The following is a 20,205-nucleotide window of genomic DNA, read 5'->3' as shown; positions in this document are numbered from 1 at the left end:
CAAAAACCTCCTGTTTTAATAAAATTTCCTGAAAACTAACTTTATTCTTACAATCACAGAGTATTTGATATAACTTTATAATACATTTGTCAACCGCAAAAATACATTCAAACCCATTTTTCTAATAATTTTTTGAAGATATTATTTTATAATCGTAATCCAGTCCAACAATTAAACAATATTTGCATACCCACTGCTTGACTTTTTTATAAAATGACATATGTTCAAAATAGAAAACGACTCTGGAGGTATGGAATGAAGATCGCATTTCCAACAAACAACTTAAAAACAATCTCATCACACACATCCCTTAGCAAATACTTTGCCATAATAGAGATAAGGGACGGCAAGGTCACAGACAGGGTGGCCATAAAAAACCCGATACCGGAGCTTGCAAAGCAAACCCAGACAGAGGAGCCCAATAGGGGCTTGGGTGCTGGCAGGATAGTCCCACAGCTTCTAAACGGCGTCGATGTGTTTATAGTCAACCAGATCGGAGACGGCATGAAGACAAACCTAAACGCTGCTGGCATAAAGGTTATAGAAACCCAGATTAAAGACATAAAAACGATTATAAACGAGTTTCTGGAGGTATAGAGAATGAACAGGAGATTTAAGTGTGCTGACTGTGGTGCAGAATTTGAGGAACCATTCGGAACAGGCAGGCCCGTATGCCCCAAATGCGGCTCGGATAATGTATTCAGGATCGACGAATATGCCGGCATGGGAAAAGGCCAAGGCTTAGGCGCAGGAAGAGGGCAAGGTCTTGGCAGAGGATTAGGCAGAGGCTTAGGAAGAGGAATGGGAAGAGGATTTGGCAGAGGCAGATTCTAAACCTCAAGGGGGACAACCCCCTTTTTTCTTTTTAGCTATTCAAACCTCCAACATCAAAACCTTCAATCCATCCAAACAAGGGTATTGCACTGAGCACCATTGAGATATATTTTTCTTGACATATTCTAATATTGGAATATATAAAAATAGAAATTTATTAACGGAGGTGCAGGGATGCAAGAGATGTTTAAAGCCCACAGGGAGATCGTAAACTCCATAACGAGCCTGGATGAGACAGAAAAGGAGTTGCTCTATTCGGCCCTAAACATTCACGGCCATTTTTGCGGCGGTATGCCAATGGGTTATCTGGCCGGCCTTGCAGGCTTGAAGGCCTTAGGCACAACAAGGGAGCTTAGCATGGACAAGGAGGTTATAGTCTATGTGGGCGACCACCACGCAGGCGGTTGTTTTGCAGACGGTGTCCAGTTTGCAACAGGATGCACATTTGGAAAAGGTATCATGAGCAAAGACCCAAGGGGTAAATGGGCCTACATGTTGATAGACAAAAAAAGCAAAAAGGCCGTAAAGGTTACGGTAAAACCCGAAATCATGCAGGCGGCTTTTGATGCACCGTTTATAACTAAATACAGGCTAAAGGGCATCCCTCCTGCTGAGGTTGATCAGGATGTGGCAAAACAGGCGTTCTTAGGTCTGTTTGGCAAAAAACTTGAGGATATAGTCAACATAGAAGGACCGTTTAACTATGACCCAAAAAAGGGCAACTCCTGCTTCAATTTGGCATTCTGCGACAAATGCGGAGATGCGGTTGCTGAGAATTACCTAAGGGTGGAAGACGGCAAGAAGGTATGCCTGGATTGTTTCACATACACCAACCTCATTGAGAGGAAATAGGCATGACACCCACTGTGTCTGTCTTGGGTATAACATTCGTCATTATATGGGCAGCTTCATTCTTATTTGCCATGCTGGGGCTTGGCGGCGGCATGGTGTATGTCCCTGTAATGAAGTGGCTGGGCTTTGACCTAAAAACCATAGCCATACCGCTTGGGCTTCTGCTTAATGGGCTTAATACCGGCCTTGCCATGATACCTTACCACAAAGCAAAGCTTATCGATTACAAAGGCGCCCTACCCTTTGCTTTAGCAGCCATCATCGGGGCGCCCTTTGGCGTATATACGGTTCAATTCATACCGACACGCATTGTCTTGATACTGTTCATCATAGCCGTATTGATTGCTGCTGCCAAGGTGTTTATATCAACAAAGGCTCCAGATGAGGACAACCTCATAGAGTTTAAAAAAAGGCTCATATACGGCGGTGCAAGCGGCCTTTTGATAGGTTTTATAGGCGGCATGCTGGGCATAGGCGGTGGATTTTTGGCAGCTCCAATCCTAATGAGTATGGGGTATGGTGCAAAAAGGGCTGCTGCCACAACGGCCTATGTCGTCACATTCTCATCCGCCAGCGGATTTTTAGGCCATGTTGCAGAGGGGCATTTTGACATTACAACGACAGCCGTGCTTGTGGTGGCCGTTCTGCTTGGTTCTCAACTGGGCGCCAGATTCACTGTAAAGAGGGCAAAACCCAAGACAATCAAAACAATTTATGCTATAATTCTATTGCTTATTGCTGTTAAGTTGACACTGGGTTTATTTGGGATACGATTTAGATGAAAAACTTAGAGGCTTACGAATTCAAAACGCAGGTGGTTAAGGCGTTTGCCCACCCTTTGCGCCTTGCCATCTGCGAATACTTATTAAAAATAAAACAGCCAAAGTGTGTAAACCACATAGCGGGGGAGTTTAACAAGAACCAGTCTGTAATATCCAAACATCTCTCGATTCTGCAACAGGCCGGGATAGTTAAGGTGGAAAAGGAAGGGGTCTTTGTGCGCTATACCCTCTCAAACCCGCAGATCACACAAGCCCTGATAAAATCCATAAACGAACTGGCCAAGCACAACGCCAAGATGAGCTCAAAGATAGCAGAGTCCCTTTAGAAGGTCTCATCCACTATGGCCTTTGCAAGCCTTAAGGCCTCCCTGTGCGCCTTAACATCGTGAACCCTGAAGATCGATGCCCCCCTTAAGAGTGCCACAACATTGGAAGCAACAGTCCCAAAAAGCCTATCTTTGGGGTTGCCAACCCCCAAAACCGCACCGATAAAACTCTTTCTTGATGTCCCTATAAGAATAGGTCTGCCCCACACCCTGAATGCCTCAAGGTGATTTAGTATAGTTAGGTTATCCTCAAACCTCTTGCCAAAGCCAACACCCGGATCAAGCACAACCCTTTCTTCGTCGATGCCGGCCTCTTTAAGCCTATTCAAGATCCCTTCAAATCTATCGTTGATCTCGCCAAGCAGATGTTCGTATGTCGGGTCTTTCTGCATATCCTTTGGCGTTCCTTTTATGTGCATATCAACTATACCGCAGTCGCTGTTTGAAAGAACATCGACCAGCCTATCATCAAACCCCAATCCGCTTATATCGTTTATTATCTCAACGCCCCTATCCAAAACCTCTTCTGCAACCCTCGATTTGTATGTATCAACAGACACAACAACATCAAAGCGCCTCTTTATGGCCTCCACAACAGGAACAACTCGCTTCAACTCCTCATCCAAAGGCACAAATTCGCTGCCAGGCCTTGTTGATTCTCCGCCAACATCGATAATATCGGCACCCTCCTCAATCAACTGCTCCGTCCTTTTCAACGCAGCATCTATGCTGTTAAACTCGCCTCCGTCAGAGAAGGAGTCAGGCGTCACATTCAATATGCCCATTATCAAATAATCGTCTTTTAAATCAAAAACCCTATCCTTCACCCTCCATACAAAGCTTCCTTCCAAAACCCCTTCAAGGGCCTTTTTAAGCCTAAAGGATAGCTTCTTTAGAAATGCAAAATCCTGAATGGATAACTTATCGGCAAGCTTAATTAATCTTTTTGCATCGCCCATTATAAGGCAGTCTGTGATCTGGGTCTGGGCTGTCACAACACCCTTTTCAACGGCAACATCGATACCCAAAGAAAGGGCCTCCTGCTTTAAGATGTTGGCATGATAGAACCTGCATCCAAACACCCTAACCGCATAACAGACGGCCTTTTTATCCATCAGGCCTATAGCGACACTATCAACACCAATACCCTTTATGAGTCTTTTGGCCTCACCTATGTCGTTTATCTTAAGCAGCTCTATCATCGCTCAACCCCAAAATCTCATCGATCTCTCTTGCATCTAAAACCTCTTTTTCAAGGAGCTTCTGAGCCATCTTTTCTATCTTATCCCTGTTATCCTCTATTATCTCAACGGCCATTCTATAGGCCTCCTCAACCAGTTTCCTCACCTCGGCATCTATCAACTTGGCCGTCTCCTCCGATATGCTCTTCTTAACGGCAATATCCCTGCCCAAGAAAACCTCTTTACCCTCATCGGCCAGATGGATAGGACCCAAAGAGCTCATGCCCCATTCGCAGACCATTTTCCTTGCAATCTCGGTTGCCCTCTCTATATCGTTGCCCGCACCGGTTGTTATGTTGTTTAGAATAACCTCCTCTGCTGCCCTTCCGCCCATCAAAACGGCCATCCTGTTCATCAGATATTCCCTATCGTATGTGTATTTATCATCCTCTGGCAGCTGCTGTGTAATACCCAAGGCCATGCCCCTGGGGATTATGCTAACCTTATGCACCGGGTCTGTATTGGGCAACATCTTTGCAACAATGGCATGCCCAGACTCATGGTATGCTGTTATTCTCTTCTCCCTATCGCTAATTATGACATTCTTCCTCTCAGGCCCAAGCAGAACCTTATCCTTCGCAAGGTCAAAATCCTCCATCTCAACCTTGCTCTTATTCCTCCTTGCAGCAATCAAGGCCGCCTCGTTCACCAAATTGGCCAGATCGGCCCCAACAAACCCTGATGTGCTTTTTGCTATAACCTCTAAATCAACATCATCCCCCAAAGGAATCTTCCTTGTATGAACCTTCAATATCTCAAGCCTGCCCTTTACATCCGGTTTTGGCACAACGATCCTTCTATCGAACCTGCCAGGCCTCAACAAGGCCGGATCCAGAACATCGGGCCTGTTTGTTGCAGCCATAACTATGATGTTGGTATCGGTCTGGAAACCGTCCATCTCAACAAGCAGTTGGTTTAGCGTCTGCTCCCTTTCATCGTTTCCACCACCGACACCAGCCCCACGCTGTCTTCCAACCGCATCTATCTCATCGATAAACACAATGCACGGGGCGTTCCTTTTGGCCTGATTAAACAGATCCCTCACCCTGCTTGCGCCAACACCGACAAACATCTCAACAAAATCCGAGCCGCTTATGGTAAAAAACGGCACGCCGGCCTCACCGGCTACAGCCTTTGCAACAAGCGTCTTACCGGTGCCTGGTGCACCAACCAACAATACACCCTTTGGTATCTTTGCTCCTATCTTTGTAAACTTCTTTGGATTCTTCAAAAACTCTATAAGCTCAAGCAATTCATCCTTAACCTCATCTATACCGGCCACATCCTTAAATGTTATGCGGTTTTTTGGATCGCTTACAAACATTCGCGCATTGCTCTTACCAAAGCTTAGCGCCTTACCCCCCTTGTTCATCTGGTTCATGAAATAAAACCACAAGAAGATAAAGACAATCATCGGCGCCCAATAGATCAGTATATTGGTAAGCAGGGAGTTGTTTTGCGGGGGTTTTATATTCACAGCAACACCACTGTTTGCAAGCTTGTCGGCTATCTCCTTAACCTCAGGAACATATGATTTATACCGCTTACCGTCTTTGGTGATTACATAAACATCGTTGCCCTCAAAATTGGCCTTCTTGACCTTGCCGCTATCAATTAGCGATATGAGTTTTGTATAGCTCAGTCTCGCATAGGTGTAATTCTTGTTGTTGAACAGGTTAAACAACAGTATCATCAACACCGCTATAATCATCCACAAAAACGCATTGCGATAAACGGGCGACATCAACACCTCCATGCAGGAATTTGAAAAAATATAGCAAAACAGGAGGGCAAAGTCTATACCTGTTGAATATAACCCTTAAGGCCCAACTCATGGACAAAATCGACTATCTCAAAATACTCATCCGGGCTTATCTTTCTTTTTATGAGCGGATGCAAGAAGGCCTTATATGCCGGAAAGTATTGAAACATCACAGAAACATCGACATCGGGCAGATTGTCCCTTATCCACAGAAGCGCCTTTTTGCTGTTCTCTATGCAACCGGGTAGAACAAGGTGTCTGACAATAAGCCCCTGCTTTGCTATACCATCTTCTAAAACGAGCCTGCCTTTGGTGTTAAACATGGCCTTCAAGGCCCTTGTTGCCACATCAAAATAGTCATTCACACCAGAAAGCTCCATCGAAAGCTTATCGTCGGTGTATTTTAAATCCCCCAGATAGACATCCACATAGCCTTCCAAGGCGTAAATCACCTCTTCCTTATCATACGAACTGGTGTTGTAAACAATGGGAATACTCAAGCCCTTAGACCTTGCAAGTTCAATAGCATCCACAAGCAGGTGAGCAAAATGGGACGGCGTGACAAAATTTATATTATGAGCACCCCTTTTTTGGAGTCTTATCATTATATCGGCAAGCTCATCAATCTCAACCTCCCTAAATGCGCTCTTTAGCTGGCTTATGGGGTAATTCTGGCAATATATGCAGCCCATATTGCAACCGGCAAAAAATATCGTGCCCGATCCGTTTTTACCGCTTATGGGGGGTTCTTCGCCAAAATGGAGGTTGAAGCTTGCTATCTCTAACTTGCTTGAGGTCTTACACAGCCCTCTGCCCCTGCTCCTGTTCGCCTTACAATTCCTCGGGCAGAGCCTGCAGTTGCCCTCAACAAGATACTTTAACATTCTGCCAATAAAAAAAGGGAGGACCCATAACGAGCCCTCCCCCATTTGTTTTTAAGCTGCAAGCCGGATTATTTTGCTCCAGCAAGCTCCTCGAGCATGTCTGTTGTGATGGATTTTGGCCTCTCGATCTGATAGCCAAGACCCCTGTCCCAAACGATGTTTGCTGTAACACCCAAGGCCCTTCCGATACCGAAGAGTACTGTGTAGAAGTCGTACTCCCTTACGCCGTAATGCCACTGGATGCAGCCGGAGTGTGCGTCTACATTTGGCCATGGGTTCTTTACTTTGCCAAGCTGCTGCAAGATTGGAGGAACAACCTGGAACATCAGGTCTACATACTTGAAGATCGGATCGTCTGGCAAGTGCTTCAGAGCGAACTCCCTCTGAGCTGTGTATCTTGGGTCTGTCTTCCTCAAGACTGCATGACCGAATCCAGGAACAACCTGACCGCTGTTCAATGTATCCCAGATGAACTTCTCCATCTCCTCTTTTGTTGGGATCTTGCCGCCCATCTTCTCCATTACGCCCTGGATCCATCTCAAGACCTCCTGGTTGGCCAAGCCGTGCAATGGACCAGCAAGACCGCACATACCAGCAGCATAGGAGTAATAGATGTCGGACAATGCACTTGCTACCAAGTGTGTTGTATGAGCGGAAACATTTCCTGACTCATGGTCGGAGTGCAGGATGAAGTACATCCTTGCAACATCGTCATAAGGCTTATCGATTCCCATCATATGGGCGAAGTTACCACCGAAGTCCAGATTCGGATCGCTTGGAATGTGTGTATCGCCCTTATATTTCATTCTATAGATGTAAGCGCCCAATAGTGGCAATTTTGGCAGAAGATCCATTACATCTTCATACATATACTCCCAAGCATCCATCTTGTTGAACTGGCCGGATGCATACCACTGAGCGAATTTGGAATCCCTCTGCATTGCAAGGATTCCAGCAGCAAACATTGTCATTGGGTGAGTATCCCTTGGCATAGCCCTCAAGATGTCAATTACATACTGAGGAAGCTGCTCCCTCTTCTTCCACTCTGTGTAAACCTCTTCAACATCCTTCTCTGTTGGCAACTCGCCTGTCAACAACAGATAGAAATGACCCTCAACATAGGGCATCTCTGCGCCCTCTGGCTTGGGCAACTTCTCCATTACTTCAGGGATTGTATAACCCCTAAACCTAATTCCCTCATAAGGATCCAGATAGGAGATGTCTGTAATGAGAGCCTTCAAGCCCCTCATACCAGCGATGATCTTGTAAACGGTTACCTCATCGATAACCTTGTCTGCAAACTCCTTGTAGAGTCTGGTGATCCTCGGTCTGTGAGCCTGAATCTTCTCATACAGCTTTTCCTTAATTCCCATGGCTAAACCTCCTTAAAAAATTAATTTTTCTTTACATAAAGCCGTTTACGGCTTATTAAGTTCTCCTCTTGCTGCGCTGTGTCTATCTATAACACTTTTATTAACTTTTGTCAACAGTTTAAATATCTTACTAACAATAAACTTTATCCCTTACAAAAGTAAAGGCCCTTAACCAGAGTTATAGTGGGTTGATTTTTAAGCCTTTCATCGGTATAAATAAAAACATGAATTTTACCGTGGACGGCAAGAGGTTTAATTTTAACTATCTCATATCGGATTACACCGGAACGCTCTCAGAACACTCAAGAATTATCCCCTGCGTTAAAGAAAAAACAGCTCAGCTAAAAAACCTATTTAAAAGAATCATTGTACTAACCGCTGATACGATGGGCAGTGCAGAAAGGGAGCTTTCAAGCCTCAATATAAAGCTAAAAATCATAAACCGGAACACATCCATACAAAAAAGGGAATTCTTAGAATCGATAGGTGCAGAAGAATGCATAGCGATAGGAAATGGCAACAACGACATAGAGATGTTCAAGGTTGCAGGCCTGTCGCTGGCCGTAATAAACAAAGACGGCTGCAACGCTAAGCTGATACAGCACGCAGACCTTGTGTTTAACTCGATATGCGATGCATTAGACGCCCTCATAAACCCCAAGATACTCATATCGCTCTTGCGCAACTAATTGTAAAAAATTAAAAAATCTTATAGAATTGTAAAAAATTTACGGGAGGTTTCTTATGGAGGTAAGAATTACGGTTCTGGCAGAAAACAGCGTCGTTGTGCCATTTGATGTAATTGGAGAGCACGGCTTTGCCGCTTTTGTGGAGACACCGGAGTTTAACTTTCTATTCGACACAGGACAGGGCAAGGCTTTGATAAACAACGCAATAGCGCTAAAGAAGGATCTATCCAGCATAAAATTCCTATACCTATCGCATGGTCATTACGACCACACAGGCGGCATGGTTGATCTGTTAAAGATAAAATCCCCTCTAAAGGTATACACCCACAAGGACGCCTTCTCAAAGAGGTTCTGGTTCAAGGGCGGCATAAAGAAATACATAGGCATACCGTTTGATAAGAAATACTTAGAAAGCTTAGGCGCTGAATTTGTTTATGAGAAGGAGTTTAGGGAGATAGAAAAGGGCATTTTCTCCTCCGGTGAGGTTGAGCGCAAAACGGATTTTGAAAAGATAGACGCAGAGATGAAGGTGGAAAAGGAAAACGGCGAGCTTGTTCAGGATCAGATCTGGGATGATTTCTCCTTAGCAATTGACACATCCAAGGGGTTAATCGTGATTCTTGGTTGCGCTCATGCAGGAATCGTTAACATACTAAACCACTTCATCAACAAAACCGGCAGAAAGGAGATATACGCAGTTATCGGTGGAACGCATTTAGGATTTGCAAACGATGAGCAGATAAACGCAACACTGGAGGTTATAGAGAAATACAACATTCAAAAGCTCGGCGCCTCACACTGCACAGGCCTAACCGTATCGGCCAAGCTTTACAATAAATTAAAGGATAGGTTCTTCTTCGCAGGCGTAGGAAGCGTTTTAGAGGTATAGAGGAAAAAATGGACTTAGCCATAAACAATGCATGGGTTGTCGATTTTGATAAATTGAGATTCGACAAACTAAGCATAGGCATAAAAGACGGCCTTATTGCAAAAATAAGCCCAACGCCCATAAAGGCCAAAGAGGCCATCGATGCAGAGGGGCTTTATCTATCCACAGGGCTTATAGACTGCCATTGCCACATAGAAAGCACGCATTTAACGCCTAAGGGCTTTGCCGAGGCGGTTATTGACAAGGGAACGCTATTTGCCGTTGCCGATTGCCACGAAATAGCCAATGTCTTTGGCAGGAAGGGGCTTGAGTTCTTCATAGACGATGCAAGGGATGTGGATATGCAGCTTAGGTTTGCCGTCCCCTCCTGCGTTCCTGCCACAGGGTTTGCCACAAGCGGCGGCAGGATCGACCCAGACGATGTGGAATACTTCTTGGGCTTTGATGAGGTTGTATCGCTGGGCGAATTGATGAATGTGCCGGGTGTTATAAACAGGGATGAAAAATTCATAAAGATGATAGAGCTTGCCAGGATGCACAACAAAAGGGTTAACGGCCATGCGCCCCATTTAGATGCACAAACACTTAAGCTATACAAAGAGGCAGGCGTTGAGGATGACCATGAAAGCTATGATTACGATGAGCTGAAACAGAAGATAGAGTTGGGCTTTTTTGTATTCATAAGGGAGGGAAGCAGTGAGCATTCAACCAATGAGGCATACAAAATAATCAAAGAATACCCCGACAGGGTTGCCTTCTGCAGCGACGACAAATCGGTGGGCGATATCTTAGAGAAGGGCCATATAGATTACAACCTAAGAAAGGCGATAAGCTTGGGCATTGAGCCTGCTTTGGCGCTTAAGGTGGCATCGTTTAATGGCCTGAAGTATTACGGGCTTGATGAATTTTTGGGGATAAAAGAGGGAAAAAGGGCTTACCTTGTCCTGTTTGATGAGAAATTTATGCCAAAAACATCGATTACAAACGGCAAAATTTACAAATCCATCCACAAAAAGAGCAGTCCACCCGAGGCGTTTTTAAACTCCATCAAGGTAAAAACGCCTATAGAACTGCCCAAAATAAAGCACAAAGGGATAGCAATCGGTCTAAAAAACGGTTCGTTGATTACACAAAAGCTATCCATTGCGCATCAGGAGGAAGAGTTCAACACAAAAGACGACATACTAAAGCTTGTTGTAATAGAACGATACGGGCATAACAACAAAGCGGCCTGCTTTGTTAAGGGGTTTCTGCTAAAAAAGGGGGCTATGGCCACATCGCTTGCCCACGATTGCCACAACATAGTGGCCGTCGGCACCTCGGATGAAGAGATAGAAAGGGCCGTTTCAGCCATAATAGAGATGCAGGGAGGACAGGTTGTTGTAAATAACGATAAAATAACACGCCTTGCCCTGCCTATAGGCGGAATAGTATCAAGCGATGAGCCCGAAAACATAAAAGAATCCGTCATAGCCCTAAAACAAGCCGCAAGGGAACTTGGCTGCGGGCTGGATGATCCGCTTGGCATGCTGTCGTTTCTATCACTTGAGGTCATACCCCACATCAAGCTGACAGACAAGGGCCTGTTTGATGTTGATAAATTCTGCTATATAGAGGAAAATCCATGAATAGACCCAATCAAAACAGCATTATCATACTCTATGACAAACAAAAAGACAAAAAGCACATATTAAACCTTGCAACACTGCCTGACAAATACTCAACGGCAAACGGCATTATAGAAAAGGATCTGATTCTCAATACCGGTTTTGGCAAAAGCATAAAGACCCATTTAGGATATGAATACATACTCCTGCCTGCAACGCTGTATGATTTCATCATGAAAAAACTCAACAGGCTCACGCAAATCGTATATCCAAAGGATGCAGCATACATCGCATTGAGGCTTGATATAAAACCGAACGACACGGTAATAGAATCCGGCATTGGAAGCGGCGCCATGAGTGCGGTATTTGCCCAGATTGTGGGCAGACAAGGCAAACTAATAAGCTATGAAAAGCGGCAGGAGTTCATAGATAACGCCCTTAAAAACCTAAAGAGATTCAACCTCCACGACAGGATAGAGGTAAAGCACAAAGACATTGCAGAAGGGTTCGATGAGGAGAATGTGGATGCCGTTTTTATAGATGTCAAAGAACCCTGGCTTTACCTTGAAAACGCCATAAAGCCCCTAAAAAGCGGCAGGCTCATAGGCGTTTTAGTGCCAACGACAAACCAGGTGTCGCTGGTTTTAAAGGAGATGGAAAGGCTGCCCCTGATAGATGTTGAGGTTAGCGAGATACTGCAGCGCCACTGGAAAACAAACCCGGAAAGGCTGAGGCCGTATGACACCATGAGTGCGCATACGGCTTTTCTCATATTTGCAAGAAAGATTCAGTGAGCCAAAGCTGCATTACTTCAAAAAGTTAAAGGCGTTTCATAAATGAAGCAATTATATATGTTCCTTTGTTTCATGTATAAGAATTAGGAAAAATTATCTTTTGACAATTGCAAAATAAAATACTATAGTTCTCCGAGTAAACTAAAGGAGCCAAGTCTGCAAGTGAAACAGATTAAATTATCCTCCATGATAGGCGTGTTCATAATGCTAAGCATAATCTCTATAACCGTCATTGTTTCTATCGGGTGGGGGTATTTTCTGCTAAATGCAACAAACAAGGCCATCCATTACTTCAACGAGGATGTTCACCTAAAGAGAGAGATAAGGCTTGAGCGATATGAGGTAAGGGATGCGGTAAAGCTGATAAACTCAGAGAGGGAAAAGGCGTATCAGAATGTATTAAAAACCCTAAAAGACAGAACATACAGGGCATACAAGGTGGCAATGAACATATACAACAAATACAAGGGGAAGGAGTCAAAGGAAAGCATAAGGGAGAGGATAAAGGATTCCCTGATGTTCCAAGTGTTTGACAACGGTAAAAGCTATTACTTTATAACCTCCCTAAATGGGGTGGAAATACTAAGTCCTCAGAAAAGCCTAATTGGAAAAAATCTCTTAAAGGATAAACGATATTCAAAATCCGTTCAGCAGGAGATAGATGTCATAAAAAGACAGAAAGAGGGGTATGTTAAGGGAAAATTCATGCACAACGGCAAGCCTCTGCTAAGGATAGCCTTTGTAAAGCTGTTTGAGCCTTACGGGTGGTATATAGGCTCAGGCAAGATGATAACGAATTTAGAAAAAGAGACAAAAGAGCTGACATTAAAGAAGTTAAATACATCCTTTGGAAACTTCAAAAACCCCAGCCTGTTCATAATGGAACTCTCCTTCAAAGGAGAATGTGCAGGAAGGGTTATATTCTATACAGATCCGGCCTTTGAAGGCCACACATGCCTAAAACTCAACGATAAGTCCATAACATACACAAACTCAAAGCCGTGTTTGAAGGACTGCCTTGAAAAGCTGCTAAAGCTGGGTGATCTGACAACAACACTAATCTGGCCGTATCATAAAAACAAACAGCTCAGAGAAAGGATTACATACCTTTACTATTACAAGCCGTATAATTGGATCATAGGCTCATGCGCACCAAGGAACTTTACGGCAGTATTCCCAGATTTTGAGGCAATTATAAAGAAAGAGGCCAAATCCAGCATAAAGAGCCTGTTGTTTATATTCTTTATATCGGCGCTTGCCATAGGTTATCTGTTGTGGCTGTTGATATTCTTAAGGTTTATATACAAACCGATCAAAAAAGATATAGAGACCATACTCAACTTCTTCTCCAATCAAGGATTGGATACAAAGATAGACCCTGGCAGTATAAAAGTAAAAGAGCTTTCACAGATGGCTCAAAGCATCAACGAAACGGCACAAAAGCTACACCAGGCTCAAAAGAAAACCGAAGAGCTTTTGAAAAACTACTCCCTGCTTTTAAAACACATGCCCGAATGCGTTGTGGTTTTAAAAAAGGTCGGTGGGGAATTAACGGTTGAGGATGTAAATGATGCGGCCATGAACTGCAAAGCCATAACAAAATCCGAAAACCTAATAGGCAAGAAAGCCCAGGAGGTGCTTAAAACATACAACACCTTAAAAGACGCCATTGAACTGGTCATGGATAGGGGCTTTAACCTACACACCACCGTAAAGCTAAACGAAGATGAGAATGATGTGTTTGTTGAGGTGGTAAGCTATTCGCCAGAGAAGAACAGAAGCGTCTGCATCTTCAGAAACATAACCCAGATGGTATGCCTATACAGGGCTATAGAGAAACACAAACACCAACTGCAACAGTTCATAGACAAGATAAAAACCGGCATTATAGTCATGGATAAAAACGGCAACATCAAATATTACAACCACCTGGCAAAGAAGCTGCTCTGCTTCGAAGAAAACGAGGAGTTCACCATACAGAGGCTAAAGATACCGGAATCACTAAAGATACGGTTCCTGAAGGTTGTAAAGGGAAGAGAGGACTGCGATGGTTGCGAGACCAATATCATAACAGCCGACGGCAAAAGCAGGTGGTTTGATGTGCATGTCGCAAAAATCAAGATAGATTCAGAACCGGTATTAATCATATCGTTCAACGACATAACACAGAGGTATCTGAAAAACAAGCAGTTGGAGTATTTGAGCCTGCACGATACCCTAACAGGCCTATACAACAGGCACTTCTTTGAAGAGGAAATTAAAAGGCTATTCAACAGAAGGCACTATCCGCTTGCACTGGTAATAATAGACCTAAACGGCTTAAAGATAGCCAACGACCTGCTCGGCCATGAGATAGGCGATAAGCTAATCATGAAGATGGCAGAGATACTATCCACATCAACAAGGGGCAGCGATATAGCAGCAAGAATCGGCGGCGATGAATTTGCCGTTATAATGCCAAACACAAACGAAAACGGGGTGAGGGCGTTTATAGAGAGGATCAAGGCAAGGATAGCAAGCAATAATGAGGTCTCAGAGATCATCATCAGCGCCTCTATCGGATACGCCATCCAAAATGGTCAATTCAGAAAGGCAGATGACCTGATGAGAGAGGCAGACAAAAATATGTATATGGACAAATACTCACCCTCCCGCACAAGAAAGCTAAAAGAGATCATAAAATGGGCAAAGAACCTCAAATCAACGATGAGCCACATAGATGAGGATTACCTGATTAACAGATAATTGAACTTGCCGCCTTTTTAGGGTAATATTCTAAAAAAGGCTATGAGGTTAGCCTAAAAAGCCCCGCCAGCGGGGATGATAACCTCTATCCACATACCAGAACATAGGGGGATGAGATGAATAACATTAAAGAGAGGCTTTTAAAAACCATCGCCACAATAGAGGTTATCACATCAAAAGACTTATCAAAAACAAAAGAGAAGCTTATGAATGAGCAATTCAACCTTGTTGTCATAGGGCAGTTCAAAAGAGGCAAGTCGTCGCTTATAAACGCCTTGCTTGAGGACAACATTGTGCCATCATCCATCCTGCCATTAACATCCATAGTAACGATCATCTCTTACTCAAGCAGAAAGAAGGCCATCGTCAAATTCTTAGACAACTCAGAAAAACAGATAGAGATCAACGAGATCGAAGGATATGTCACAGAGAAGCACAACCCCAAAAACAGGCTCAATGTAAAAGAGGTTCATGTATTACACCCATCACCATACCTAAAAAAGGGCATAAGGATCATAGACACACCCGGCATAGGCAGCGTTTTTAAGCACAACACCGATGTTGCCTATAACTTCTTGCCCTATTGCGATGCGGCAATCTTTGTTATGAGCCCCGATCCGCCGCTTGGTGAGGCTGAGATAGAGTTTTTGAAGAATGCAAAGGCGTTCACAGAAAAGTTCTTCTTTGTGCTCAACAAGATAGACATCGTATCAAAAGACGAGCTAAAAGAGGTTATAGGGTTTAACAAGGGGCTGCTTAAGGAATACATAGAATCGGAGAATATAGAGATCTATCCCATTTCTGCAAAAAACGCACTGAAGGCCAAACAGACAAAGGACGGAGGGTTATTGGAATCATCGGGCATAAAAGAGTTAGAAAACAGCTTGGATAGCTTCATACAGAAAGAGAAGGGCAACATCATAGCGATAAATACGATAAACGCCCTCCTGCGCCACATAAACAACGAGCTAAACGCCTTCGAGATACAGAAGAAAACCCAGAGCCTCTCGCTAAAGAACCTGCAGGAGAAGGCGGATAAATTCCAATCCTTCATTGGCAAGGTAAAAGAGGAGGCAGAGGAGTATGAGTACATCTTGGACAAGCGCATAGAAAAAATTTACGGCGAGCTGGACGATGAGATAGAAAAGTTAAAGGAAAAGCACCTGCCGGGGCTTATAGAGAAGATGCAGAACCATTACAACCAGAAGACAAAAGAAAAGCCGTCCACAGAGGAGTTTGAATCATATATGACGCAAAAAATGAACGAGCACATAATGGAGATATTCAACGATTTTAAGAAGGAACAGTCCGAATCCATCTCATACAGGGTTGAGGCCATATACGATGAGCTGGCAAAAAGGATCAACGAAAAGATAGAAGACATCATCCAGACAGCCTCAACCATATTCGATATAAAGCTAAACACCTATATCGACAAAGAAAGACTAACAGACAAAAGCTATTTTAACTTTATGTTGACCGATCAGATGGGCATACTCAACATCTTTGCAACCACATTCAGGACAAAGCTGCCGTTCTTTATAGGCAAAAAGATAGCATACAGACACATAAAGAACACAACAATAGAGCTATTCGACAGGCACTGCGGAAGGGTCAGGTATGATCTGACAAAAAGGGTAAGGGAGACAACCTTCAGGTTTAAGGATCAGCTTAAGGATAAGCTGGATCTAACGATAGAGGCCATAGAGGGCGCATTAAAGAAGGCCATTGAGATCAAGAAGGAAAACCAGGCAAAGGCCAATCAAATACTAAAAACCATAGAAAACAACACAAGGCTCCTCTTAAAAGAGAAAGAGGAGCTTGAAAAACTCAAAAATAAACTATCTTAGATAGTAAACAACATTAACAACAACCCTGACGCGCTTAATATATGGCGTGTTGGGGTCTCTATCTGTTATGCTGAAATAACCCTGACGGGCTGTCTTTATCGGGCCCAATTCCGAGTTGGACTCATTTGCAAACTTCATAGCCACCTTATGGGCGTTCTGTATAGCCTGCTCTATCATGATCGGCTTTATCTTGTTTAACTGGGTATAGAGATAGACCGTCTGGAACTTCTGGTTTGTGGCCATTACGCCCATCTCTGAAAGCTTAAACAGTTTCTTCCCCAGCGATACCACCTTATCGACCTGGTGCGTATAAAGCGTTATAATCAGTTTCCCCGTATATCTAAACCTGGCGTTTGAGTTATATTCATTTGCATAATTATCAACAATTCGGGGAGAAGAGACAAATATCTCATCCTCACCAAACCCTTGAGATTTCAAAAACGACTCTATACTATCCCTGCCTGCCTTAAGCTTGTTGGATAGCTTTATGGGGTTATTGTCGGCAACAACAAGTTCTATTGGGTATATCGCAATATCGGCCTTTACAAGCCTTTCGGACAAACCCTTAACACTGACGGTTCTATCCAGCCTCTTAACGCTTAATGCCGTATTCATAACAAACCAGCCCAATACAGACAGGCCAGCAGCAATAAGCAATCCACACCAGAAACCGCTCCAGGCAGACTCCCTCTTATACATAACCCTCTCCCTTTAAAGCTTCCCATTCTAAGATTTTACGCTTCAATTCCACCCCCGCCGAATATCCGCCTATCCCGTTTTTTGATACAACCCTATGACAGGCAACAAAAAAGGCAAACGGGTTGGCGTGCAACATAGAAGCCACAGCCCTTGCATAGCTTCTTGAGTTGAAAACCTCCTGTGCCACATCTGAATAGCTAAAGGTCTGCCCTATCCTGGTTGATACAAGAAAAGCCTGAAGCATTCGGGCTTTCTTAGAAAGCTGTGAGTTATCCAACAAGCCGTAATCAAAGCAGGAAAAATCGCCACTGTCAAAGATATACCTAACACAATCCCCCAAAGCATCAGACAGCGGCAGACCCACGGGTTTGAAAGAAAAGGAGATACTCCCTATCTTTAGACCTTCAAATTCAAAAACGAGAAACCTATCGAACGGCGTCTCAACAAAAAACTTACTGCTCAATGACTATCCTTATATGATAGATTGAAGCGACAGTGTCCTCCTGAATCCTCCTTACCATATCCTCAAACTCATCGAAGGATACCTTCTTGTATTCAACAAGAGGATCCCTCTGACCATACCCCCTCAAGCCAACGGCATCCCTTAGATAATCCATATTCTTCAAATGCTCCCTCCAGTGCATATCCACGATCTGAAGCATGACCTGCCGCTCTAAATTCCTCATCTCGTCGCTGCCAATCAGCTCTTCCTTTGCGTTGTATTCCCCCTTAAGCTGACCCTTTATGTCCTCAAGCAATTTATGTCTCTGTTTGGTCTTCGAAAGCTCATTTGTATCTATATCAAAAGTCCTGTCGAATATCCTGCGCATCTCCTTGTTGAAGCCCTCAACATCCCAGTTGGTAGGGTCAACCTTATCGGGCAGATAAACAGAGGCCAAATCCTCAACAATAGAATCGATATAACCCAGGATATCCTCCTTTAAGTCCTTACCCTCAAGGATACTCCTCCTTTGCTGATAGATAACCTGCCTCTGCTTGTTCATTACATCGTCATACTCAAGTAGGTTCTTCCTGATCTCGAAGTTATAGGCCTCAACCTTTTTCTGGGCGTTCTCTATAGACCTTGTAATCATCCTGTTTTCAATGGCCTCACCCTCTTCAACACCCAACTTGTCCATAAGGAGCTTGATCCTCTCAGAACCGAATATTCTGAGCAGATCGTCTTCTAAGGATAAGAAAAACCTCGACTCACCGGGGTCTCCCTGCCTTCCAGATCTTCCCCTTAGCTGGTTATCTATCCTCCTTGATTCATGCCTTTCAGTGCCCAGGATAAACAACCCACCCAATTCTTTGCTCTCTGGTGTCAGCTTAATATCCACGCCACGGCCAGCCATATTGGTGGCAATGGTAACCCTCTTGGGCTCACCGGCATGGGCTATAATCTCTGCCTCCTTCTCATGGTGCTTTGCATTCAATACGGAGTGTGGTATGCGTTTCTTTGTAAGAATTTTATGCAACTCCTCAGACTTCTCAACGCTTGTCGTTCCAACAAGAACGGGCTGCCCTTTTTCGTATCTTTCCTGAATCTCTTTTATTATGGCATCCACCTTCTCTTTGTGGGTTTTGAACACCAGATCGTTGTGGTCTATTCTCCTTACGGGTTTGTTTGTCGGTATGACAACGACCTCTAAGTTGTAAATCTCCTTAAACTCCCTGGCCTCAGTGGCCGCTGTTCCTGTCATACCGGCAAGCTTCTCATACATCCTGAAGTAATTTTGAAATGTTATAGAGGCAAGGGTCTGGGATTCCTTCTGAATCCTCAAATGCTCCTTGGCCTCAATAGCCTGGTGCAGGCCATCGGAGTATCTCCTGTCTGGCATTAGCCTGCCTGTAAACTCATCAACGATTATTGCCTTACCGTCTTTAACAATATAATCCTTATCCTTCAAATATACCGTATGTGCCTTTAGGGCCTGATTGACCATGTGCAGGATCTCAATGTTCTCTATGTCGTATAGGTTATCTATACCCAAAAACTTCTGAACCTTCTCCACACCCGAATCGGTCAAAACGGCGTTTTTAACCTTCTCATCAACCTCATAATCGCCTGGTCTTAGCTGCCTTACGGCCTTATCTATTTTGTAATACAAAGAAGAAGGCCTATCGGCCACACCGGATATAATCAAAGGCGTTCTGGCCTCGTCTATCAAGATAGAGTCAACCTCGTCGACTATGGCATAGTAAAAATCACGCTGAACATACTCATCCAGCGAATAGCTCATATTATCCCTTAGATAGTCAAAGCCGAACTCGCTGTTTGTGCCGTAGGTAATGTCGGCCAAATAGGCCTCTTTTCTTGAGCACGGGACAAGCTTTGTGGTGAATTTCTCCTTATCATCCCACTCAATCAAAAACGACTTGTTCTGCTGCTGTATAACGCCGACACTAAAGCCCAAAAACAGATAAATTGGCCCCATCCAGAGGGCATCCCTCTTTGCCAGATAGTCGTTAACCGTAACGAGGTGAACGCCCCGCCTGGTCATGGCATTAAGCACAAGGGGCAGTGTGGCAACAAGCGTCTTACCCTCACCGGTCTTCATCTCGGCAACCATGCCCTTATGCAAGACATATCCGCCGATAAGCTGAACATCAAAGTGTCTCATGTTGAGGGTTCTTCTTGCCGTCTCCCTTGTTAGGGCAAACGAATCCACCAATATATCGTCCAGCTTGCCCTTTTGGTGGTATCTATCCTCAAGCTTCTTTATCTGTTCTCTAATCTCATCATCAGAAAGCGATTTTGCCCAGCCCTCCCTATCGTTAATCTTATCCACATACGGCTTTATGGACTTTAAGATCCTGTCGTTCTGCGTTCCAAAAATCTTCTTCATCAATCCAGCTAACATATCTATTCCCTCTT

Annotated in this window: 18 protein-coding genes and 1 riboswitch; of the genes, 11 read left to right on the top strand and 7 right to left on the bottom strand. The window is 44.0% G+C overall.

The window, feature by feature from the left end:
• Positions 1–255 precede the first annotated feature (255 nt).
• The 5 genes from D891_RS0103540 to D891_RS0103520 all read left to right on the top strand — a co-directional run bounded on the left by D891_RS0103540 (position 256) and on the right by D891_RS0103520 (position 2,794).
• Positions 256–597: a NifB/NifX family molybdenum-iron cluster-binding protein gene (locus D891_RS0103540; RefSeq protein ID WP_025209657.1), complete on the top strand. Its 342-nt coding sequence runs from the start codon at positions 256–258 to the stop codon at positions 595–597.
• 3 nt (positions 598–600) lie between these two features.
• On the top strand, positions 601–834 hold the full coding sequence (locus tag D891_RS0103535; protein ID WP_025209656.1) for a hypothetical protein: 234 nt from the start codon (positions 601–603) through the stop codon (positions 832–834).
• A 174-nt stretch (positions 835–1,008) separates the two neighbouring features.
• Complete coding sequence (locus D891_RS0103530) at positions 1,009–1,686, top strand: FmdE family protein (RefSeq protein WP_025209655.1); 678 nt, start codon at positions 1,009–1,011, stop codon at positions 1,684–1,686.
• Positions 1,687–1,688: 2 nt separating this feature from the next.
• Entirely contained in the window at positions 1,689–2,468 is a 780-nt protein-coding gene (locus D891_RS0103525) for a sulfite exporter TauE/SafE family protein (protein ID WP_025209654.1), read from the top strand.
• Complete coding sequence (locus D891_RS0103520) at positions 2,465–2,794, top strand: ArsR/SmtB family transcription factor (RefSeq protein WP_025209653.1); 330 nt, start codon at positions 2,465–2,467, stop codon at positions 2,792–2,794. Before D891_RS0103525 ends, D891_RS0103520 begins: the two co-directional genes overlap by 4 nt.
• Here the strand turns inward: D891_RS0103520 and folP are convergent.
• From folP to D891_RS0103500, 4 genes are all read right to left on the bottom strand, one after another.
• Complete coding sequence (gene folP, locus D891_RS0103515; protein WP_025209652.1) at positions 2,791–3,996, bottom strand: dihydropteroate synthase; 1,206 nt, start codon at positions 3,994–3,996, stop codon at positions 2,791–2,793. The two genes, D891_RS0103520 and folP, sit on opposite strands and share 4 nt — an antisense overlap.
• Positions 3,980–5,779 (bottom strand): ATP-dependent zinc metalloprotease FtsH, encoded by a 1,800-nt coding sequence (gene ftsH / locus D891_RS0103510; protein WP_025209651.1) that lies wholly within the window; start codon positions 5,777–5,779, stop codon positions 3,980–3,982. The genes folP and ftsH overlap by 17 nt, the downstream gene beginning before the upstream one ends.
• A gap of 53 nt (positions 5,780–5,832) precedes the next feature.
• Positions 5,833–6,681: a radical SAM protein gene (locus tag D891_RS0103505; RefSeq protein ID WP_025209650.1), complete on the bottom strand. Its 849-nt coding sequence runs from the start codon at positions 6,679–6,681 to the stop codon at positions 5,833–5,835.
• Between the two features lie 68 nt (positions 6,682–6,749).
• Positions 6,750–8,054 carry a citrate (Si)-synthase gene (locus D891_RS0103500; RefSeq protein WP_025209649.1) on the bottom strand — a complete coding sequence of 435 codons (1,305 nt, stop codon included), beginning with the start codon at positions 8,052–8,054 and terminating at the stop codon, positions 6,750–6,752.
• A 224-nt stretch (positions 8,055–8,278) separates the two neighbouring features.
• Between D891_RS0103500 and D891_RS0103495 the strand changes: the two genes are divergently transcribed.
• From D891_RS0103495 to D891_RS0103470, 6 genes are all read left to right on the top strand, one after another.
• Positions 8,279–8,743, top strand: a complete 465-nt coding sequence (locus D891_RS0103495) for an HAD family hydrolase (protein WP_025209648.1) — start codon at positions 8,279–8,281, stop codon at positions 8,741–8,743.
• 55 nt (positions 8,744–8,798) lie between these two features.
• Positions 8,799–9,632, top strand: a complete 834-nt coding sequence (locus tag D891_RS0103490; protein WP_025209647.1) for an MBL fold metallo-hydrolase — start codon at positions 8,799–8,801, stop codon at positions 9,630–9,632.
• Between the two features lie 8 nt (positions 9,633–9,640).
• Entirely contained in the window at positions 9,641–11,260 is a 1,620-nt protein-coding gene (gene ade, locus D891_RS0103485; RefSeq protein WP_025209646.1) for an adenine deaminase, read from the top strand.
• A complete protein-coding gene (locus D891_RS0103480) occupies positions 11,257–12,033 on the top strand; it encodes a tRNA (adenine-N1)-methyltransferase (RefSeq protein WP_025209645.1) in 777 nt (258 codons plus the stop codon). The genes ade and D891_RS0103480 overlap by 4 nt, the downstream gene beginning before the upstream one ends.
• A 162-nt stretch (positions 12,034–12,195) precedes the next feature.
• Positions 12,196–14,778: a cache domain-containing protein gene (locus D891_RS0103475; protein WP_025209644.1), complete on the top strand. Its 2,583-nt coding sequence runs from the start codon at positions 12,196–12,198 to the stop codon at positions 14,776–14,778.
• A gap of 29 nt (positions 14,779–14,807) precedes the next feature.
• Positions 14,808–14,873: riboswitch (Fluoride riboswitch) on the top strand.
• A gap of 21 nt (positions 14,874–14,894) precedes the next feature.
• Entirely contained in the window at positions 14,895–16,628 is a 1,734-nt protein-coding gene (locus tag D891_RS0103470) for a dynamin family protein (RefSeq protein ID WP_025209643.1), read from the top strand.
• Here the strand turns inward: D891_RS0103470 and D891_RS0103465 are convergent.
• The 3 genes from D891_RS0103465 to secA are packed head-to-tail and all read right to left on the bottom strand — an operon-like array spanning position 16,620 to position 20,191.
• Positions 16,620–17,327, bottom strand: coding sequence for an SIMPL domain-containing protein (locus D891_RS0103465; RefSeq protein WP_025209642.1), 708 nt, complete (start codon positions 17,325–17,327; stop codon positions 16,620–16,622). The two genes, D891_RS0103470 and D891_RS0103465, sit on opposite strands and share 9 nt — an antisense overlap.
• Positions 17,320–17,790, bottom strand: coding sequence for a methylated-DNA--[protein]-cysteine S-methyltransferase (locus D891_RS09435; RefSeq protein ID WP_025209641.1), 471 nt, complete (start codon positions 17,788–17,790; stop codon positions 17,320–17,322). The genes D891_RS0103465 and D891_RS09435 overlap by 8 nt, the downstream gene beginning before the upstream one ends.
• Positions 17,780–20,191 carry a preprotein translocase subunit SecA gene (gene secA / locus D891_RS0103455; RefSeq protein WP_025209640.1) on the bottom strand — a complete coding sequence of 804 codons (2,412 nt, stop codon included), beginning with the start codon at positions 20,189–20,191 and terminating at the stop codon, positions 17,780–17,782. The genes D891_RS09435 and secA overlap by 11 nt, the downstream gene beginning before the upstream one ends.
• Positions 20,192–20,205 lie beyond the last annotated feature (14 nt).

The sequence above is a fragment of the Hippea sp. KM1 genome (assembly GCF_000526195.1).
Classification (GTDB): Bacteria; Campylobacterota_A; Desulfurellia; order Desulfurellales; family Hippeaceae; genus Hippea.
The sequence above is the reverse complement of the archived record's forward strand: the minus strand, read 5'-3'. Positions and strand labels throughout refer to the sequence as shown.